The sequence below is a fragment of the Vogesella oryzagri genome (assembly GCF_040148885.1).
Lineage (GTDB): Bacteria > Pseudomonadota > Gammaproteobacteria > Burkholderiales > Chromobacteriaceae > Vogesella > Vogesella oryzagri.
In genome coordinates this window covers 31,985-50,314 of sequence record NZ_JBEFLD010000003.1, presented here as the reverse complement: position 1 = coordinate 50,314, position 18,330 = coordinate 31,985, and the positions used below count along the sequence as shown (strand labels likewise).

Below are 18,330 nucleotides of genomic sequence, written 5' to 3'. Positions count from 1 at the left end.
CGATAAAACCGGCGGCGGCGATAGCCGTTTGCCATCCGCCCCGCCCGCCGCGCCGCGCGGCGAGTCAGTCGTTGCTGACCGCCAGCTCGTGCAGAAATTTTTCCAGCACCAGATTGGGCCGCCGCCCCTTGCGCGTCACCACCGTCAGCGGCACCTGGTAGTGCAGCTGCTGCGGGCGGATGGCGCGCAGCTTGCCCTGCGCCACCCAACTGGCGGCAAAGTGGTCCGGCAGGTAGCCGATGTAGCGCCCGGTGAGGATCAGGAAGGCAATGCCCTCGCGGTCGGAAGCCGTAGCGCTGCCGTCCAGCGCCTGCTGGCACTGCTGCGCCTCCGGCGGCAGGCGAAAGCCCGGTATCACCGCCGGCGCGGCGGCGATGTCGGCATCGCTAATATCGGCATCGGCGCGCCAGAACAGCGGGTGGCCCTGGCTGCAGTACAGCAGCGAGTCCTCCTCGTACAGCGGGATGTAGTCTAGCCCGGCCAGCGGGCTGACCAGCGGCACCACACCGACGTGCAGCTGGCCGTCCAGCACCTTCAGCTCGATGTCGCTGGGCGTCATCATGCCGATATTGATGCGCACCCCCGGCCCCTGTTCACTCAGCGCGCGCAACGCCTGGGTGATGCGCATGCGCGACTGCGTCACCAGACTGTTGACGATGCCGATGTTCAGCTCACCACGCAGCTGCTGGTGCAGCTGGTTGACCTGGCTGCGGAAGCCTTCGATGGCGGCCAGCAGGCTCTGGCTGGCGTGCAGCACCTCGCGCCCCTCGTCGGTGAGCGCAAAACCGGCGCGCCCACGCTGGCACAGACGGATGCCGAGCCGTTTTTCCAGATCGCCCATGTGCAGGCTGATGGCGGAACGGCTGATGCCGAGTACGCTCTCCGCCGCCGAGAAGCCGCCGCACTCGGCCACGGTCTTGAACAGGCGCAGCAGGCGGATATCGAAATCGCTGACCTGGCTCAGGGATGTCTTCTTGCTCATAGTTGAATAAACACTCAACTTAACGTGAGAAAGATGTGATTTAACTCACATTTACTCCTGGTGCAAGCTAGCGCCATCAATAAGCGCTCACAGGAGCCACGTCATGAACAACTGCAACGACCAATTTGCCGTCAGCGATCTGAATCTCGATGCCCAGTGGATGCCGTTTTCGGCCAACCGCGCGTTCAAGCGTGATCCGCGCATCATCGTGGGCGCCGAGAACAACTACTTCATCGACGACAAGGGTCGCCGCATCTTCGACAGCCTGTCCGGCCTGTGGACCTGCGGCGCCGGCCACAACCGTCCGGAAATCCAGGAAGCGGTAGCTCGCCAGCTGGGCACCCTGGACTATGCGCCGGGCTTCCAGTACGGCCACCCGCTGGCCTTCCGCCTGGCCGACAAGATCGCCGGCCTGATGCCGGACGGCCTCAACCACGTGCTGTTCACCGGCTCCGGCTCCGAATGTGCCGACACCGCGGTGAAGATGGCCAAGGCCTACTGGCGCCTGAAAGGCCAGCCGAGCAAGACCCGCTTCATCGGCCGCGCCCGCGGCTACCACGGCGTCAACATCGCCGGCACCGCGCTGGGCGGCATCGGCGGCAACCGCAAGATGTACGGCCAGCTGATGGACGCCGACCACCTGCCGCACACCCTGCAACCGGGCCTGGCGTTCACCAAGGGCATGGCCGAAACCGGCGGCGTGGAGCTGGCCAACGAACTACTGAAACTGATCGAGCTGCACGACGCCTCCAACATCGCCGCGGTGATCGTGGAACCGATGTCCGGTTCCGCCGGCGTGATCGTGCCACCGCAGGGCTATCTGCAGCGCCTGCGCGAGATCTGCAGCCAGCACGGCATCCTGCTGATTTTCGACGAGGTGATCACCGCCTTCGGCCGCATGGGCAAGTGGACCGGCGCCGACTACTTCGGCGTCACCCCGGACATCATCAACACCGCCAAGCAGGTGACCAACGGCGCGATTCCGCTGGGCGCGGTGATCGCCTCCAGCGAGATCTACAACACCTTCATGCAGCAGGGCACACCCGAGCACATGATCGAGTTCACCCACGGCTACACCTACTCCGGCCACCCGGTGGCCTGCGCCGCCGGCCTCGCCACCCTGGAGCTGCTGCAACGCGACCAGCTGATCGAGCAATCCGCCGCGCTGGCGCCGGTGTTCGAGGAAAAGCTGCATGCCCTGCGCGGCAGCAAGCACGTGGTGGACATCCGCAACTGCGGCCTGGCCGGCGCCATCCAGCTGGCCGCCCGCGACGGCGACGCCGCCATCCGCCCGTACGAGGCCGGCATCAAGCTGTGGCAGGCCGGTTTCTACGTGCGCTTCGGTGGCGACACCCTGCAGTTCGGGCCGACCTTCAACACCACTGCGCAGCAGCTGGACACCCTGTTCAACGCCGTCGGCGACGTACTGAACCAGACCGCCTGATAGCCCCCTCCCCGCACGGGGAGGCAACCGATTTCCCGCATTCCGGAGAGTAATGACATGACTACCGTCGCCCATCTGATCAATGGTGAGCTCGTCACCAACGTTGGCCGCACCGCCCCGGTGTTCAACCCGTCCATCGGCGAAGCCGTGCGCCAGGTGGCCCTGGCCGACCAGGCCACCATCCAGTCCGCCATCGACGCGGCCAAGGCGGCGTTTCCGGCCTGGCGCAACACCCCGCCGGCCAAGCGCGCGCAGGTGATGTTCCGCTTCAAGCAGCTGCTGGAAGCCAACCGTGACCAGATCGCCGCCATGATCAGCGAAGAGCACGGCAAGACCATCGAAGACGCGGTCGGCGAGCTGCAGCGCGGCATCGAGAACGTGGAATACGCCTGCGGCGCACCGGAGCTGCTGAAGGGCGAATACAACCGCAACGTCGGCCCGAATATCGACAGCTGGTCCGACCACCAGCCGCTGGGCGTGGTGGCCGGCATCACCCCGTTCAACTTCCCGGCCATGGTGCCGCTGTGGATGTACCCGCTGGCCATCGTGTGCGGCAACTGCTTCATCCTGAAGCCGTCTGAGCGCGACCCCAGCTCCACCCTGTTCATTGCCCAGCTGCTGCACGAAGCCGGCCTGCCCAAGGGCGTGATCAACGTGGTACACGGCGACAAGGCCGCCGTCGACGCGCTGATCGAGGCGCCGGAAGTGAAGGCACTGAGCTTCGTCGGCTCCACCCCGATCGCCGAGTACATCTACAGCGAGGGCACCAAGCGCGGCAAGCGCGTGCAGGCGCTGGGCGGCGCCAAGAACCACGCGGTGGTACTGCCGGATGCCGACCTCGACAACACCGTCAACGCCTTGATGGGCGCGGCGTATGGCTCCTGCGGCGAGCGCTGCATGGCGATTTCGGTGGCGGTGGCGGTCGGCGACCAGGTGGCCGACAAGCTGGTGGAAAAACTGGTGCCGAAGATCGCGGCGCTGAAGATCGGTGCCGGCACCTCCTGCGGCTTGGACATGGGCCCGCTGGTCACCGGCGCGGCGCGCGACAAGGTGAAGGGCTATATCGACAGCGGCGTGGCGCAGGGCGCCGAGCTGGTGGTCGATGGCCGCCAGCTGTCGGTGGCCGGCTGCGAATCCGGCTTCTTTGTCGGCGGCACGCTGTTCGACAAGGTCACGCCGGAGATGAGCATCTACCGCGAGGAAATCTTCGGGCCGGTGCTGTGCATCGTGCGCGTCGGCAGCCTGGAAGCAGCGATGCAGCTGATCAACGACCACGAATACGGCAACGGTACCTGCCTGTTCACCCGTGATGGCGAAGCGGCGCGCCTGTTCTGCGACGAAATCGAAGTCGGCATGGTCGGCGTCAACGTGCCGCTGCCGGTGCCGGTGGCCTACCACAGCTTCGGCGGCTGGAAGCGTTCGCTGTTCGGCGACCTGCATGCCTATGGCCCGGACGGCGTGCGCTTCTACACCAAGCGCAAGACCATTACCCAACGTTGGCCGCAGCGCGCCAGCCACGAGGCGTCGCAATTCGCCTTCCCCAGCCTGTAACACGGGCCACGGCAGCCACCGCCCGGTGGCTGCCGACCAAACTGCCATGCCACGCCACCACGGCCAGCACAGCATTACGCGCGGGAGCAGCCACATGCTGCCCCCGCGTCGTCACGTCCGCCTCGGCGTGATCAATGCCGTACTGGCGTTCTGGGCACAGTACCACTGCCGCCACGCGCGCAACCCGCACCCCGACCCCGCCTGACTGCCGCTGCCCGCGCAGCGCCCCCGTTATCTCGTCCGCCAGCCGCCTCGCGCCGCTGCGGCCAACCTTGCCTAGCTGCCTGTGCGCGGCCACGCGCCGTCGCGGCAAGCCAGCATTACGGAGTCAGACATGAACGCACCCTTTCGCGGCAGCCAGCCGCGCGGCCCTTCCTACTACAGCGCCAGCATCCAGCAGGAAAGCGATTACCCCCCGCTGCAAGGCACGGTGGAGGTCGATGTCGCCATCATCGGCGGCGGCTTCACCGGTGTGGCCAGCGCGCTGGAGCTGGCCGAACGCGGCCTGAAAGTGGCCATCGTCGAACAGCACAAGATCGGCTGGGGTGCCAGCGGCCGCAACGGCGGCCAGGTCACCGGCAGCCTGTCCGGTGACGAGGCAATGCGCCAGCAGATGCACAACACGCTGGGCAATGCGGTGGACGATTTCATCTGGTGGTTGCGCTGGCGCAGCCACGACATCATCCAGCAGCGTGTGGCCAAGTACGGCATCGCCTGCGACCTCAAGCACGGCCACCTGCACGCGGCGATGAAGCCGGCGCACATGGCCGAGCTGCGCAGCAGCTACGAAGAAGCCCAGCGCCGCGGCATGGGCGAGCAGGTGACACTGCTGGACGCCGCCGGCGTGCGCCAGCACCTGGCCACCGACATCTATGTGGGCGCGCTGAAGAACACCCGCAACCTGCACCTGCACCCGCTGAACCTGTGCCTGGGCGAGGCGCGCGCCGCCGCCAGCCTGGGGGCGCTGATCTTCGAACACACCGAGGTGCTGGACATCGTGCATGGCGACAAGCCGGCCATTGTCACGCCGCAGGGGCGCATCAACGCCAAACAGGTGCTGCTGGCCGGCGACGTGTACCACAAGCTGGAACAGGACAAGCTGGGCGGCAAGATCTTCCCGGCCATGGGTGGCATCGTCACCACCCGCCCGCTGGGCGAACTGGCAAAGCAGCTCAACCCGCAGGACCTGGCGGTGTACGACTGCCGCTTCGTGCTGGATTACTACCGCCTGACCGCCGATGGCCGCCTGCTGTTCGGCGGCGGCGCCAACTACTCCGGCCGCGACTCGCGCGACATCGCCGGCGAACTGCGCCCGTGCATCGAACGCACCTTCCCGCAGCTGAAGGGCGTGGAGATCGACTTCCAGTGGAGCTGCGCGATGGGCATCGTGGTGAACCGCATCCCGCAGCTGGGCAAGCTGTCGGACAACGTGTGGTACTGCCAGGGCTACTCCGGCCACGGCGTGGCCAGCAGCCACATCATGGGCGAGATCATGGCCGAGGCCATCACCGGCACGCTGGCGCGCTTCGACACCTTTGCCGCCTGCAAACACGTGCGTGTGCCGCTGGGCAGCAAGCTCGGCAACCCGCTGCTGGCGGCCGGCATGTGGTATTACCAGTTGCGGGAGAAGCTGCGCTGAGTCTGGCCTGCCAGCTTGTGCAGCTTGGCGCGAGCCCAGCAAGCCCCAACGGTTACTGCATCCGGTTTTGTATCCGCTGCGCGGATGTTGTTTGAAGTCGCCGGTTCCGCCCGGCGGACGGGCCAGGGGGCGTGCCGCCGCCCCCTGACAACCCCGCTCGCCCTAATGGTCCGCGAAACCCCGTAGGGCAATCTGGCGCTACACAACGTTGGCCGCATGCTTTGTAGCAGCTTGGCTGCCAGGACGATACCTACCAGCCGCCCCCGCAACCCACCCCTTACCCACCCGACATATCTCACTCTTGGTATAGTGTTGGATAGATTGTTCCATCCGCCCCCCCTATCGCCATGGCACATCCCACCCTCCCCACCGATGCGCAAGCGCTGCAACACGAGCTGGCCAGCCTGCGCCAGGAGCTGGCCGCGGCGCGGCTGCTGATTGCGACACAGCAGGAAAAACTCAATGCCGCGCTGGATGGCACCGGACTGTGTCTGTGGCAGGGCCAGCCGCCCACTGGCGAGCTGCAGGTGTTCAATCTGCAGGATTTCAAGCCGGGTGACATGGCCTCGCACTTCGAAGCCTGGTATGCCAAGGTGCACCCGGATGATCGCGATCGCGTGGTGAACCACTACTTTGCCCATCTGCTCGGCGAGACCGACAGCTACGAGGCGGAGTACCGCACCATCGGCCTGGACGGGCGCATTACCTGGCTGTGGGATCGCGGCCGCGTGATCGAGCGCGACGCCGACGGCAAGGCACTGCGCATCATGGGCGCCCATGCCGACATTACCCAGCGCAAGGAAAACGAGCTGGCGCTGCAGCATATGGCGCAGCACGATGCGCTGACCGGGCTACTGAACCGCAGCGCCTTTTACCAGCGGCTGAACCATGCCATCGAGCGCACCAACCGCAACGGCGGCAATCTGGCAGTGCTGTTTGTCGATCTGGATCTGTTCAAGCAGGTCAACGACCAGCACGGTCACGTCATTGGCGACAGGCTGCTGCAGCAGGTGGCGCGGCAACTGCTGCAGGTGGTGCGCGACGGCGACGTGGTGGCACGGCTGGGCGGCGACGAATTCATCATCTACCTGCAGGGCGAAACCGGACCGCCACCGGTGGAAGAAGTCGGTCAGCGATTGCTCGATCTACTGAACCGGGAACAGCTGCTAGATGACCTGCACATCGATCTGGGCGCCAGTATCGGCACCAGCATCTACCCGCACGACGGCAACAATGCCGAAGCCCTGGTACAGCACGCCGATGCCGCCATGTACCAGGCCAAAGCGGATGGCCGCCGCCGCGTGCGCCATTACCAGCACAGCCCGTTACGCCAGCAAGCATAGGCCGGCCACGCGGCCCGGCCCGATAGCAAACGCCCACCAGTCGGTGGGCGTTGTCGTTGCGGCCAACGTTAGCCTACAGCGCCAGCTGCGACCCCAGCTCCACCACCCGGTTGGGCGGCAGCTTGAAATAGGACGAAGCAGCACCGGCATTGCGGAACATGGTAAGGAATAGCTTTTCGCGCCAGCGGCTCATCAACCCGGCGCCCACCTTGGGAATCAGCGTCTCGCGGCCGAGGAAAAACGAGGTGTCCATCATCTCCAGCGCCAGCCCCTGTGCCGCGCACTGTTCCAGCGCCAGCGGCACGTCCGGCTCGTCCATGAAGCCGAACACCACCTGTACGCGGTAGAACTGCTCGCCCAGCGCCTCGACACGCACCCGCTCGGCGGCCGGCACATGCGGCATATCCGCCACCTCCGCCTTCAGCAGCACCACCCGTTCGTGCAGGCTCTTGTAGTGCTTCATGCTGTGCAGCAAGGCATGCGGCGTGCTGAGCAGATCCGAGGTCATGAAGATGGCGGTGCCCTGCACCCGCGGCACTGCCGGCGCCATCAGCTCGACGAACTGCGTCAGCGGCATGCCGTCGGCGGCCAACTTGTCGTGCACCAGCTCGCGGCCACGTTTCCAGGTAGTCATCACGGTAAAGATCAGCAGCCCCATCGCCAGCGGGAACCAGCCGCCCTCGAACAGCTTGAAGGCATTGGCGCCGAAGTAGGCGCAGTCCACCAGCAGCAGGCTGCCCAGAATCAGCGTGCACTTCAGCGGCGACCAGTGCCACTGCTGCCGCGCCACCATGACGGTGAGGATGGTGGTGATCACCATGGTGCCGGTGACGGCGATGCCATAGGCGGCAGCCAGCTTGCCGGAGGAGCCGAAACCCACCACCAGCAGCGCCACCGCCACCAGCAGCGCCCAGTTCACCGCCGGCAGGTAGATCTGGCCGATCTCGCGGCTGGAGGTGTGCAAAATGGCCATGCGCGGCACGTAGCCCAGCTGGATCGCCTGGCGGGTAATGGAATAGGCGCCGGAAATCACCGCTTGCGAGGCAATGACGGTGGCCAGCGTGGCCAGCAGCACCATCGGCAGCAGCGCCCAGCCCGGTGCCAGCAGGTAGAACGGGTTGGCGATGGCCTGCGGGTTGCGCAGCAGCAGCGCGCCCTGGCCGAAGTAGTTGAGCACCAGCGCCGGCAGCACCAGGCTGAACCACGCCAGCTGGATCGGGCGGCGGCCAAAGTGGCCCATGTCGGCATACAGCGCCTCGCCGCCGGTCAGCGCCAGCACCGAGCCACCCAGCGCCAGAAAGCCCAGCAGCGGGTTGGCCGCAAAGAACTGCACCGCGTGCCACGGGTTCAAAGCGGCCAGCACCGGCGGGTTCTGCACGATCTCGCGCACCCCCAGTACGCCCAGCACCAGAAACCACAGCACCATCACCGGGCCGAACAAGGCGCCCACCTTCTCGGTGCCGTGCTTCTGCATCACGAACAGGCCGAACAGCACTGTCAGCGATAGCGGCACGATATACGGCGTCAGCGCCGGGGTGGCGATGCCCAGCCCCTCCACCGCCGACAGCACCGAGATGGCCGGGGTGATAATGCTGTCGCCGTAGAACAGTGCGGCGCCGAACAGTCCCAGCAGCATCAGCAACGCCACCTGCTGCCGGCTTTTTGCGTGATGCAGCACCAGCGCCATCAGCGCCATGATGCCGCCCTCGCCCTTGTTGTCGGCGCGCATGATGATGGTGACGTACTTGAACGCCACCACCACCAGCAGCGACCACAACACCAGCGACAGGATGCCGAGGATGTTGGCGTGACTCAGCGGCACCGGGTGCGAGCCGGCGAAGATTTCCTTCATGGTGTACAGCGGGCTGGTGCCGATATCGCCATACACCACCCCCAGCGCGGCCAGGGACAGTGCGGCCAGGCGGCCGCCGGGTTGCGGTGAACTCATGGTCGGTTTCCGATCATCAAAACTGGAAGCGGTAGCCCACCCCGGACAGGGTGATGAAATGCACCGGCTGCGCCGGGTCCTGCTCCAGCTTCTGGCGCAGGCGGCTCATGTAGATACGCAGGTAGTGGCTGTCGTCGGTATGCCCCGGCCCCCACACCGCCTGCATCAGCATGCGGTGGGTCAGCGCCTTGCCGGCATCGCGCAGCAGCGCGCACAGCAGCTTGTACTCCATCGGCGTCAGCGCCACCTCTACCCCGCCACGGCGCACTTCGCGCCGCGCCAGGTCGACGCTGACCTCGCCAAAGCTCAGCAGCGGCGAGGCTTCCAGCTGGCGGGCATGGCGCCGGCTCAGCGCCCGCACCCGCGCCAGCAGCTCGCCGACGCCGAACGGCTTGGTCAGGTAGTCGTCGGCGCCGGCATCCAGCGCCGCAATCTTGTCGGCCTCATCGCTGCGCGCCGACAGCACCAGCACCGGCGCCTGCGACCAGTGGCGAAAATCGCGGATCAACGCCACGCCGTCCATGTCCGGCAGCCCCAGGTCGACGATCAGCAGGTCCGGCTGCCGGCTGCCGGCTTCTACCAGGCCACGTTGGCCGCAGTCGGCCTCGTACACCGTCCACTGCTGCGCCTCCAGCGTGCTGCGCACGAAGCGGCGGATATGCGGCTCGTCCTCGATCAACAGAATGCGCAGTTCAGCCTGGCTCATGCTCGTCCTCCGTCACCATGCTTGGCGGGGTGCCCAGCGGCAGCCGCAGGCAGGCAGTGGTGCCCGCCCCCGGCGTGGCCGACAGCGTCAGGCTGCCGCCGTGCGCCTCGGCAATGGCCTTGGCGATGCCCAGCCCCAACCCCATGCCCGGCTTGCCCGATTCGGCGTCGCCGCGCTCGAACAGCGCAAACAGCCGCTCCAGCTGCGCCGGGTCGATGCCGGGGCCGGCGTCGCACACTGCCAGGCAGGCCGCGTCGCCCTCGGTGTAGGCGCGGATGCGGATCGGGCTGCCCGCCGGCGCGTACTTGGCGGCGTTTTCCAGCAGGTTGCACAGCACTCGCTCGATCAGCACCGCGTCGAAGCGCACCAGCGGCAGATCCGGCGCCAGCTCCAACGTCAGCGGGTGGGCGGCCAACGTTGGCCGCAGCAACTGCAGGCTGGTGCTGATCACCTCTTCGTACAGCTGCCATTCCCGCCGCAGCGGCAGCTTGCCGGCCTGCAGCCGCGCCATGTCCAGCAGGTTGGTCATCATCTTGTGCACCGCGCCGGCCTGATCGCGGATCAGCCGCGCCGCCTCGCGCTCGGCTTCCGGCAGCGGCCGGGCGGCCAGCGCGTCGGCCATGCCCAGCAGGCTGGTCAGCGGCGTGCGCAGGTCGTGCGACAGCGCCGCCAGCAGCGAGCTGCGCAGTTTTTCGGCGCTGATGGCAATCTCGGTCTGCCGCGCCACATCCACGTAGTGCAGCCGCTCCACCGCGATGGCCAGCAGCGAGGCCAGGGTGATGAAGCGCGGCTCGCGCTGCAGAAAATCCTGCCCGTCCATGTGCTCGGGGTAGATGGCCAGCACGCCGCGCATGCCCATCGGCGCCCGCAGCGGCAGGTACAGCGGCGGCGGGCCGGCTTCGGCATCGCCGCGCACCGGCTGCTGGCTGCTGAAGGCCATCTGCAGCAGGTGGCTTTCCACCAGCTCGCTGTGCGATGTATCCAGCTGCCGCTCCGGCGTCAGCCAGAAGCAGCGCACGCGGCATTGCTGATGCGCGGCGTAGCTGGCCACCGCCGCTTCCACCTGCTCGATGCTGGCGGCGCCGGTCAGGGTGCGCGCCAGCTCGTAGTGCTCGCGCGTTTCGCGCTCGTGGCGGCGCACGCGCTCGGTTTCATCCTGCAGGCTGGTGGTCAGCCCGGTGGTCAGCAGCCCCACTGCCAGCATTACCGCGAAGGTGATCAGGTACACCCCATCGCTGACGGCAAAGGTGAAGTGCGGCGGCACCAGGAAGAAATCGAACAGTGCCACACTAAGAAAAGCCGCGAACACCGCCGGGCCACGCCCCAGCTTCAGTGCCACCAGGAACACCACCAGCAGGAACAGCATCACTGCGTTGGCCAGTTGCAGCGTGTCGCGGAACGGCGCGGTGAGCAGGGTGACCAGCAGGCAGGCGATAACCACCAGACCGTAGCGTCGCCATACGGACACCTGGCGGCCGGCAAAGGCTTGATTCGGTTTCATGCTGCGCTCGTTTATCCAGATGCTGTAACGATAGGGCAGCGCCCGTAAAAAATTTGTAGAGAGTTGTTGGCTTGCTGTAAACAAGCTGTAAACGCCCGCCGGCACCACTGCCGGCAGGCCCCACCTGCCCGCAAGGAGCCCCGATGCTGGCCACCCTGTTTGCCCTGCCCCGCACCGTGTGGCTGATCGGGCTGATCAGCCTGGTCAACGACAGCGCCAGCGACATGCTCTACCCGCTGATCCCGCTATACCTGTCCTCGGTGCTCATGGCCGGGCCCAAGGCGCTGGGCCTGATCGAGGGCATCGCCGAGGCCAGCGCCAGCCTGCTGAAGCTGTTTTCCGGCGTGGTGGTGGACCGCACCCGGCGCAGCAAGCCGTGGCTGCTGTTCGGCTACGGTCTGGCCGGACTGGGGCGGCCGCTGATCGCCTTTATCGGCAGCTGGCCGTGGCTGCTGGCGATCCGCTTTGCCGACCGGGTGGGCAAGGGCCTGCGCTCGTCGCCGCGCGATGCGCTGCTGGCGGCCAGCGTGGATGCGCGCCAGCGCGGGCTGGCGTTTGGCCTGCACCGCACCATGGACAATGCCGGCGCGGTCATCGGACCCTTGCTGGCCACCGCACTGCTGGCGCGGCAGGTGCCGCTGCAGACGATTTTCCTGTGGTCGGCGCTGCCGGCGGCGCTGTGCCTGGCGCTGACCTGCTGGCTGCGCGAGCCGGCCAGGCCGCCCCACCCGGCCGCGCGGCCGTTCAGCTGGCGGCTGCACGACATGCCGCCGCCGTTGCGCCGCTACCTGCTGGTGCTGGCGCTGTTCACGCTGGGCAACTCGTCGAACATGTTCCTGCTGCTGCGGGCGCAGGAGCTGGGGGTGCCGCTGGCGCAGATCCCGCTGCTGTGGGCGGCGGTGTCGGCGGTGGCGATGCTGTTCTCCACCCCGCTGGCGGCGTTGTCCGATCGCGTCGGGCGCGTGCAGTTGCTGGTCTGCGGCTATGTGCTGTACGGGCTGTTCTATCTGGCCTTCGGCCTGCAGAGCCAGCAAGGTTGGCCGCTGTTCGCGCTGTTTGCCGGCTATGGTCTGTTCATGGCCGCCACCGAAGGTGTGGAGAAAGCGCTGGTGGCCGATCTGGCGCCCGTCGATGGCCGCGGCACCGCCTTTGGCTGGTTCCACCTCACCAGCGGCGCCTGCCTGCTGCCGGCCTCGCTGCTGTTTGGCTACCTGTACCAGGCCGGCAGCCCGCTGCTGGCGTTCGGTTTTTCCGCTGCGTGCGCGCTAACGGCCGCCGGCCTGCTGTGGCGCTGGCTGGGGCCGCGCGCGCTGCCGCTGCCGGCGGCAACGACCCCTGCCGGCAAGCCCTGAGCACGGCGCCGCAATGCCAAGCCAGCGGTAGCCGCTGACATGCATTTGCGCCAGCGCAAGCCAACCGCGCGGCGCCGGACTAGGATCAAACCAGCAGCCGCGCCGCCCTGCCCGCCACCTTGGCCGCAGCGGCCACTGCGGCCAACCTTTTACGCACGCGAAACGGAGTCACCATGCATCTGACCTTTCTCGGCGCCGCCGGCACGGTAACCGGCAGCAAATACCTGCTGGAATGCGCCGGCAAGCGCATCCTGCTCGACTGCGGGTTGTTCCAGGGCTTCAAGCAGCTGCGGCTGCGCAACTGGAGCGGGCTGCCGTTCAATCCGGCCGACCTGGACGCGGTGGTGCTGAGCCACGCCCATCTGGACCACAGCGGCTACCTGCCGGCGCTGGTGCGCGATGGCTTTCGCGGCTGCATCTACGCCACCGAGGCCAGCTGCGCGCTGGCCTCCATCCTGCTGCCGGACAGCGGCTACCTGCAGGAAGAAGAAGCCGACTACGCCAACCGCCGCGGCTTTTCCAAGCACAGCCCGGCGCTGCCGCTGTACACCGAGGCCGATGCCGAGAAGGCGCTGGAATACTTCGTGCCGCTGCCGTTCCACCAGCGTCGCGACATCCTGCCGGGCGTGCAGCTACTGCTGCGCCCGGCCGGCCATATCCTGGGCGCCGCCACGGTGGAGATCGTGGCCGACGGCGTCACCCTGGTCGGCTCCGGCGACCTGGGCCGGCAGCAGGACCCGATCATGAAACCGCCGGAATACGTGCAGCGCGCCGACTACCTGCTGCTGGAATCCACCTACGGCAACCGCCGGCACCCGCCACAGGCGCCGGAAGAAGTGCTGGAACAGGTGATCAACCGCACCGTGGCGCGGCACGGCATCACCATCATTCCGTCGTTTGCGGTGGAACGGGCGCAAGTGCTGATGTACTTCCTGTACCGGCTGAAACGCGCCGGCCGCATTCCGCGCCAGCTGCCGATCTACCTGAACAGCCCGATGGCCAGCGATGTCACCGCGGTGTACCAGCAGTTCCGCGACAGCCACAAGCTGTCGGACGAGGACTGCCTGGGCATGTGCCAGGTGGCGCAGATGGTGCGCACGGTGGAGGAATCCAAGCGCCTGAACGAATTGCGCGAGCCGGCGGTGATCATCGCCGCCAGCGGCATGGCCACCGGCGGCCGCGTGCTGCACCACCTGAAGGCCTTCGCCCCCAACCCGCGCAACACGCTGCTGTTTTCCGGTTTCCAGGCCGGCGGCACCCGCGGCGCGCTGATCGTGGCCGGCGCCGACAGCGTGCGCATCCATGGCCAGGAGGTGCCGATCAACGCCGAGGTGGTGGCCATGGAACACCTGTCCGCCCATGCCGACAGCGACGAGATCATGCAGTGGCTGAACGGCTTCGCACAGCCGCCACGGCAGACCTTCATCGTGCATGGCGAGCCGGATGCCGCCGATGCACTGCGCCGCCGCATCAGCGTGGAAAAACACTGGCCGGTGGGCGTGGCCGAACAGGCGCAGCGCGTGGCGCTGGACTGAGCTACCGGCAAAGGTTGGCCGCAAGGCCGGCAGGCGGCCGGCCCGGCGGCTTATGCCGCTGTCTGCGCCAGCGCGGCCACCGCCTGCCGCACGGCGGCCAACTGTTGCAGCAGCGCCGCCAGCTGCGGCGCCAGCGTCGCGACCGCGGCGCCCTGGCGGATAGCCTGCTCGATCTCGCCCGCCTGGCGGGCCACCTCGTCGGCGCTGACATTACCGGCGGCGCCGCGCAGGGTATGCACCAGCCGCAGCAGCAGCTCGCCATCGCCGGCCTGCAGCGCGGCCTGGCTGTCGTCGGCAAAGCTGGCCATATTGCTGGCAAACAGCAGCAGCCATTTGCGATACACATGCTGCATGCCCACCGCGCGGGCGGTGCCATCCTCGACATTGACCCCCGCGGCGGCCAACTGCTGCCACTCATCGGCTGGCGCCGCGGCTAGCTCGGGGCCGGCCACGGCGGCAGGCGGCGTGGCGACGTGCGCGGCCGACGCCGGTCGCGCCTGCAGCCCGGCTTGGGCCAGCACGGCAAACAGGCGTACCGGATCGATCGGTTTGCTGATGTAGTCATCCATGCCCGCGGCCAGCACCTCTTCGCGGCTGCCGGACAAGGCATTGGCGGTCAGGGCAATGATTTTGAGCGCCTGCCAGGCCGGGTTGGCGCGGATCTGCTGCGTTGCCACAAAGCCATCCATCACCGGCATGTGGCAATCCATCAGCACCGCATCCGGCAGCCCCTGCTGCAAGGCCTGCAGCGCCTCGGCACCGTTGGCCGCAAAGCAGACGCTGGCGCCCGCCTCCTGCAGATAGGCGGCGGCGACTTCCTGGTTCAGCGGCACATCGTCCACCACCAGCACATGGCAGCCATCGAGCCGCGGCAAGGTGTTATTCGCGGCCTCGTCGGCGGCGGGAATGGCCTGCCCCAGCCGCTGCATGCCCTGGTAAAAACGCCCGATGGTCAGCGGTTTGAGCCAGACCTCGCACACCGGCAGGCTGCGCGAGGCGACCGGCAGCAGCGCGCCCGAGCTGACATGGTGGCGGCTCAACAAAATCAGCTTGGCATTGGCCGGCCAGGGGATGTCCCGTACCAGCTCGCGCCAGTCGGCGGCATCACTGTCCAGCAGCAGCACGTCTTCCGTGCGCCACGCCGCCAGCAAGGCCAGCAGCTGTGTGCGGGTCACAATCTCGCTGCTTTCCATGCCCAGGCGTTGGCACAGCGGCAGCAAGCAGCCGCGGTACTGCTCGCTCAAGCGGGCATGGAACAGCTTGCCCTCTGGCTGCCACGGCGCCGCTGCGGCCACGGCCAAGGCGGGGAGCGGCAGGCTGAAAGCAAAGCAGCTGCCCTTGCCGGGCTGCGAGTCAATGCGGATCTGCTCGCCGCCCATCAATTGCACCAACTGGTTGGAAATCACCAGCCCCAGGCCACTACCGCCATAACGCCGCTGGGTGGAGGCATCCGCCTGCGAGAACGGCTGGAACAAGCGGGCCAGCTGCGCTTCGCTCATGCCGATCCCGCTATCCTGCACCTCGAAATGCAGCACCCCACCCTGCCAGCGCACGGTCAGCAACACATAGCCGGTGGTGGTGAACTTCACGGCATTGCCCAGCAGGTTCAGCAGGACCTGGCCAAGCCGCAGCGCATCGCCCTGCCAGCGGCTGGGCACGTCGGGCGCGACATCGAACACCAGCTCCAGCGACTTGCCATCCAGCCGCATGGCCAGGATGTCGGCCAGTGGCGCCAGCACCTCTTCCAGCAGGAACGGCGACTGCTCGATCTGCAGATAGCCAGACTCGATCTTGGAAAAATCCAGGATGTCGTTGATGATTTCCAGCAAGCCGCGTGCGGAGCGCACCACCTTGCCCAGATAGTCGCGCGCCTTGGCCGGCAGCTGTTCGCGCATCACCAGGTCGGTCATACCGATGATGGCGTTCATCGGGGTGCGGATTTCGTGGCTCATATTGGCCAGGAACGCGCTCTTGGCCTCGGTGGCGTTTTCGGCGGCGGCCACCGCCTCCTGCATGCGCTGCGCCAGCTGTTTCTGTGCCGTGATGTCCTCCTGCACGCTGACGTAGTGCGTGATGCACCCCGCGGCATCGCGCACCGGCGACACCATCTGCATCACCCAGTATTCGCGGCCATCCTTGCGCCGGTTGAGCAATTCGCCGTGCCAGCTTTCGCCGGACAACAGCGCCCGCCACAATTCGGCATAGACTTGCGGCCCGGTTTTGCCGCTCTTGAGCAAGCCGGGGCGCTGGCCCAGCAATTCCTGCTCGTCGTAACCGCTCATCTGCAGCAGACGCGGATTGACGAACTCGATCAAGCCTTGCGGGTCGGTAATCATCACCCCGGCCGGGCTTTGCGTGACCGCACGCGACATCTGCTCCAGCCGCATCTCGTTGGCCCGCTGCAGGGTAATGTCGCGGAACAGCAGCACGGCACCTAGCTCGCCAATCGGCCGTGCCAGCATGTTCAGCTGGTAGAACACCGGGAAGCGTTCGCGCTGCGCGCTGCCGAACTGCTCCCGGTGGCTGCTGCACGGCAGCCCCTGCTGCAAGGCGCGCAGCAATGGCGACGGGGGCACCAACCGCAGGCCATAGGCATTGTAGTGATAGAGGAAATCGTCCAGTTGCCGGCCATTTAGCGCCTCGCTGCTGGCCCCCAGCATCATCGCCGCCGCCGGGTTACAGAACACCACGCGGCCATCAGCAGCCAGGCCCAGCACTCCTTCCCCCATTGTCTGCAAGATGGCCTGCGCCTTGGCCTCGGCATTGCTGGCGGCCTCCTCGGCCCGCGCCAGCCGTTCCTGTTCCAGTGCCTCGCGCGCCGCATCCATCTCGTGGGCCAGTTGCCATGCCACAGTCACATCCTGCACCACGGCCACCCGGCGCAACGGCTGCCCGCTGCTATCAAACTCGTGCCGGCCGACCTCGCGCAGGTACTTGATGCGTCCATCCGGCATCTGCAGCCGGAAATCCACCTCGTAACCGTGCTGCAGGTTGGCCGCATGCGCCAGCAGCACGTTCTGGAGATCATCCGGGTGAATACGCTGCAGAAAACTGCTGATCTGTGGTGGCTGCTCCGTCGGGTATTCCAGGATGTGATACAGCTGCTCGGTCCATTCGTCCGGGCGGCCATCACTGTTGGCAATGAAATAGCCAAGCTTGGCCATGCGCTCGGCATCCTCCAGCTGCAATTGCCGCTGCAACTGGCTGCGCTCCAGCTGCTCGGCCATGGCGTTGAAGGTGTTGCCCAGCGACTGGAACTCCCGGCCATCCAGTGGCGGCAGCCTGACCCCCGGTTCGCCGCGGCTGATGCGCTGGCTGGCCTGCAGCAAGGTGTTGATCGGCACCACCAGTTTGCGGGCGCGCCAGAAGGTAATCGCGCAGGCAAACACCGCCACCACCAGCAGTATGCCGATCAGCTGGTTCCGCTGTTGCTGCAACGGCGCCATCACCGCGGCCTCGTCGCGGGTGACCATGATGGCCCCGCCAAGCAATGGCAACGCCGACCAGGCCGCCAGCACGGGACGCCCCTGGTAATCGAGGCTGCGCCCCACGCCCACGCCACCATCCAGCGCCTCCCACATGGCCTGGCCGGCTTGCATCTGCGGCGTGATTTTCAGGCGGAAGGCGGCATTCGGCGTGCGGCGCAACGGCGCAATCACCATCGCCTCTCCGCGCTCCTGCGTCGTCACCAGCAGGTTTTCGCCGTCCGCCCCCATGCCGGCATAATTGCCGGTGATATGTTGCAGATGTTCTTCGTTGACACGGATCAGCAGAAAACCCAGCAATTTGTCCTGCTGCAGCACCGGGGATAGCCAGAACGCCGCATAGGTCTTTACCGGGGCAAACGGGGCATGCGGGATGAAACGCACGCCGCTGGTCGGCAGGGTAATCAGCTCTTGCAGCTGCCCGGCCATACGCGACGAGGATTGCCGGGGATCGGCCAAGTCCAGCCCGCGCCATGCCGGATGATTGGGGCTGAAGAGCACCTTGCCACGCGGGTCCAGCAGCAGCATGTCGTTCTGCCCGATGACGATATTGGCCTCTTCCACGAAAGTGCAGGTGGTCGCGGTCGACACCCCTTGGGCCGAGAAAGCCCGCACACAGGCATCCAGATCATTGTCAGACGACAGCAGGCGCATCATGGTGGTCTGGCCCTGCCACCAGTCGGCGATCTCGTTCAGGCGGACAGTGAGCAGCGCCTGCAGTTGCGCCTGCGTGGACTCGCGGTAATGACTGGCAAAGCGTTGATAGGCAAGCCCGCCCACCAGCAGCAGCGGCAACAGGCTACCCAGCACGAACCACAGCAGCAAGTGGTGCTTTATGCGCATG

11 protein-coding genes are annotated in these 18,330 nt (G+C 66.8%); 6 read left to right on the top strand and 5 right to left on the bottom strand.

Annotated elements, in window-relative coordinates:
• Positions 1-64 precede the first annotated feature (64 nt).
• On the bottom strand, positions 65-982 hold the full coding sequence (locus ABNW52_RS05490; RefSeq protein WP_349585156.1) for a LysR family transcriptional regulator: 918 nt from the start codon (positions 980-982) through the stop codon (positions 65-67).
• Between the two features lie 103 nt (positions 983-1,085).
• Between ABNW52_RS05490 and aptA the strand changes: the two genes are divergently transcribed.
• From aptA to ABNW52_RS05470, 4 genes are all read left to right on the top strand, one after another.
• Positions 1,086-2,426 carry an omega-aminotransferase AptA gene (aptA, locus tag ABNW52_RS05485; RefSeq protein ID WP_349585153.1) on the top strand — a complete coding sequence of 447 codons (1,341 nt, stop codon included), beginning with the start codon at positions 1,086-1,088 and terminating at the stop codon, positions 2,424-2,426.
• A gap of 57 nt (positions 2,427-2,483) precedes the next feature.
• Complete coding sequence (locus ABNW52_RS05480; protein WP_349585150.1) at positions 2,484-3,977, top strand: CoA-acylating methylmalonate-semialdehyde dehydrogenase; 1,494 nt, start codon at positions 2,484-2,486, stop codon at positions 3,975-3,977.
• A gap of 334 nt (positions 3,978-4,311) precedes the next feature.
• On the top strand, positions 4,312-5,616 hold the full coding sequence (locus ABNW52_RS05475) for an NAD(P)/FAD-dependent oxidoreductase (protein ID WP_349585147.1): 1,305 nt from the start codon (positions 4,312-4,314) through the stop codon (positions 5,614-5,616).
• A gap of 347 nt (positions 5,617-5,963) precedes the next feature.
• Positions 5,964-6,959, top strand: coding sequence for a sensor domain-containing diguanylate cyclase (locus ABNW52_RS05470; RefSeq protein WP_349585144.1), 996 nt, complete (start codon positions 5,964-5,966; stop codon positions 6,957-6,959).
• A gap of 73 nt (positions 6,960-7,032) precedes the next feature.
• Here ABNW52_RS05470 and ABNW52_RS05465 read toward each other — a convergent pair whose 3' ends face one another.
• Genes ABNW52_RS05465 through ABNW52_RS05455 form a run of 3 tightly spaced genes read right to left on the bottom strand, consistent with a single transcriptional unit; the run spans position 7,033 to position 11,114 of the window.
• On the bottom strand, positions 7,033-8,907 hold the full coding sequence (locus ABNW52_RS05465; RefSeq protein WP_349585141.1) for a potassium transporter Kup: 1,875 nt from the start codon (positions 8,905-8,907) through the stop codon (positions 7,033-7,035).
• A gap of 16 nt (positions 8,908-8,923) precedes the next feature.
• A complete protein-coding gene (locus tag ABNW52_RS05460; protein ID WP_349585138.1) occupies positions 8,924-9,613 on the bottom strand; it encodes a response regulator in 690 nt (229 codons plus the stop codon).
• Entirely contained in the window at positions 9,600-11,114 is a 1,515-nt protein-coding gene (locus tag ABNW52_RS05455) for a DUF4118 domain-containing protein (protein ID WP_349585135.1), read from the bottom strand. Before ABNW52_RS05455 ends, ABNW52_RS05460 begins: the two co-directional genes overlap by 14 nt.
• A gap of 143 nt (positions 11,115-11,257) precedes the next feature.
• Between ABNW52_RS05455 and ABNW52_RS05450 the strand changes: the two genes are divergently transcribed.
• Positions 11,258-12,466, top strand: a complete 1,209-nt coding sequence (locus tag ABNW52_RS05450) for an MFS transporter (protein WP_349585132.1) — start codon at positions 11,258-11,260, stop codon at positions 12,464-12,466.
• Between the two features lie 173 nt (positions 12,467-12,639).
• Complete coding sequence (locus ABNW52_RS05445; RefSeq protein ID WP_349585129.1) at positions 12,640-14,001, top strand: MBL fold metallo-hydrolase; 1,362 nt, start codon at positions 12,640-12,642, stop codon at positions 13,999-14,001.
• Between the two features lie 50 nt (positions 14,002-14,051).
• Here ABNW52_RS05445 and ABNW52_RS05440 read toward each other — a convergent pair whose 3' ends face one another.
• The gene (locus ABNW52_RS05440) at positions 14,052-18,329 is read right to left on the bottom strand and encodes a PAS domain-containing protein (protein WP_349585126.1); all 4,278 of its coding nucleotides are present in this window, start codon (positions 18,327-18,329) and stop codon (positions 14,052-14,054) included.
• Between the last annotated feature and the right edge of the window lies 1 nt (position 18,330).

Bases quoted from the DNA above. Each gene is read 5' to 3' on its own strand.
- ABNW52_RS05490 (WP_349585156.1), bottom strand. From the start codon at position 982: ATGAGCAAGAAGACATCCCTGAGCCAGGTCAGCGATTTCGATATCCGC.
- aptA (WP_349585153.1), top strand. From the start codon at position 1,086: ATGAACAACTGCAACGACCAATTTGCCGTCAGCGATCTGAATCTCGAT.
- ABNW52_RS05480 (WP_349585150.1), top strand. From the start codon at position 2,484: ATGACTACCGTCGCCCATCTGATCAATGGTGAGCTCGTCACCAACGTT.
- ABNW52_RS05475 (WP_349585147.1), top strand. From the start codon at position 4,312: ATGAACGCACCCTTTCGCGGCAGCCAGCCGCGCGGCCCTTCCTACTAC.
- ABNW52_RS05470 (WP_349585144.1), top strand. From the start codon at position 5,964: ATGGCACATCCCACCCTCCCCACCGATGCGCAAGCGCTGCAACACGAG.
- ABNW52_RS05465 (WP_349585141.1), bottom strand. From the start codon at position 8,907: ATGAGTTCACCGCAACCCGGCGGCCGCCTGGCCGCACTGTCCCTGGCC.
- ABNW52_RS05460 (WP_349585138.1), bottom strand. From the start codon at position 9,613: ATGAGCCAGGCTGAACTGCGCATTCTGTTGATCGAGGACGAGCCGCAT.
- ABNW52_RS05455 (WP_349585135.1), bottom strand. From the start codon at position 11,114: ATGAAACCGAATCAAGCCTTTGCCGGCCGCCAGGTGTCCGTATGGCGA.
- ABNW52_RS05450 (WP_349585132.1), top strand. From the start codon at position 11,258: ATGCTGGCCACCCTGTTTGCCCTGCCCCGCACCGTGTGGCTGATCGGG.
- ABNW52_RS05445 (WP_349585129.1), top strand. From the start codon at position 12,640: ATGCATCTGACCTTTCTCGGCGCCGCCGGCACGGTAACCGGCAGCAAA.
- ABNW52_RS05440 (WP_349585126.1), bottom strand. From the start codon at position 18,329: ATGCGCATAAAGCACCACTTGCTGCTGTGGTTCGTGCTGGGTAGCCTG.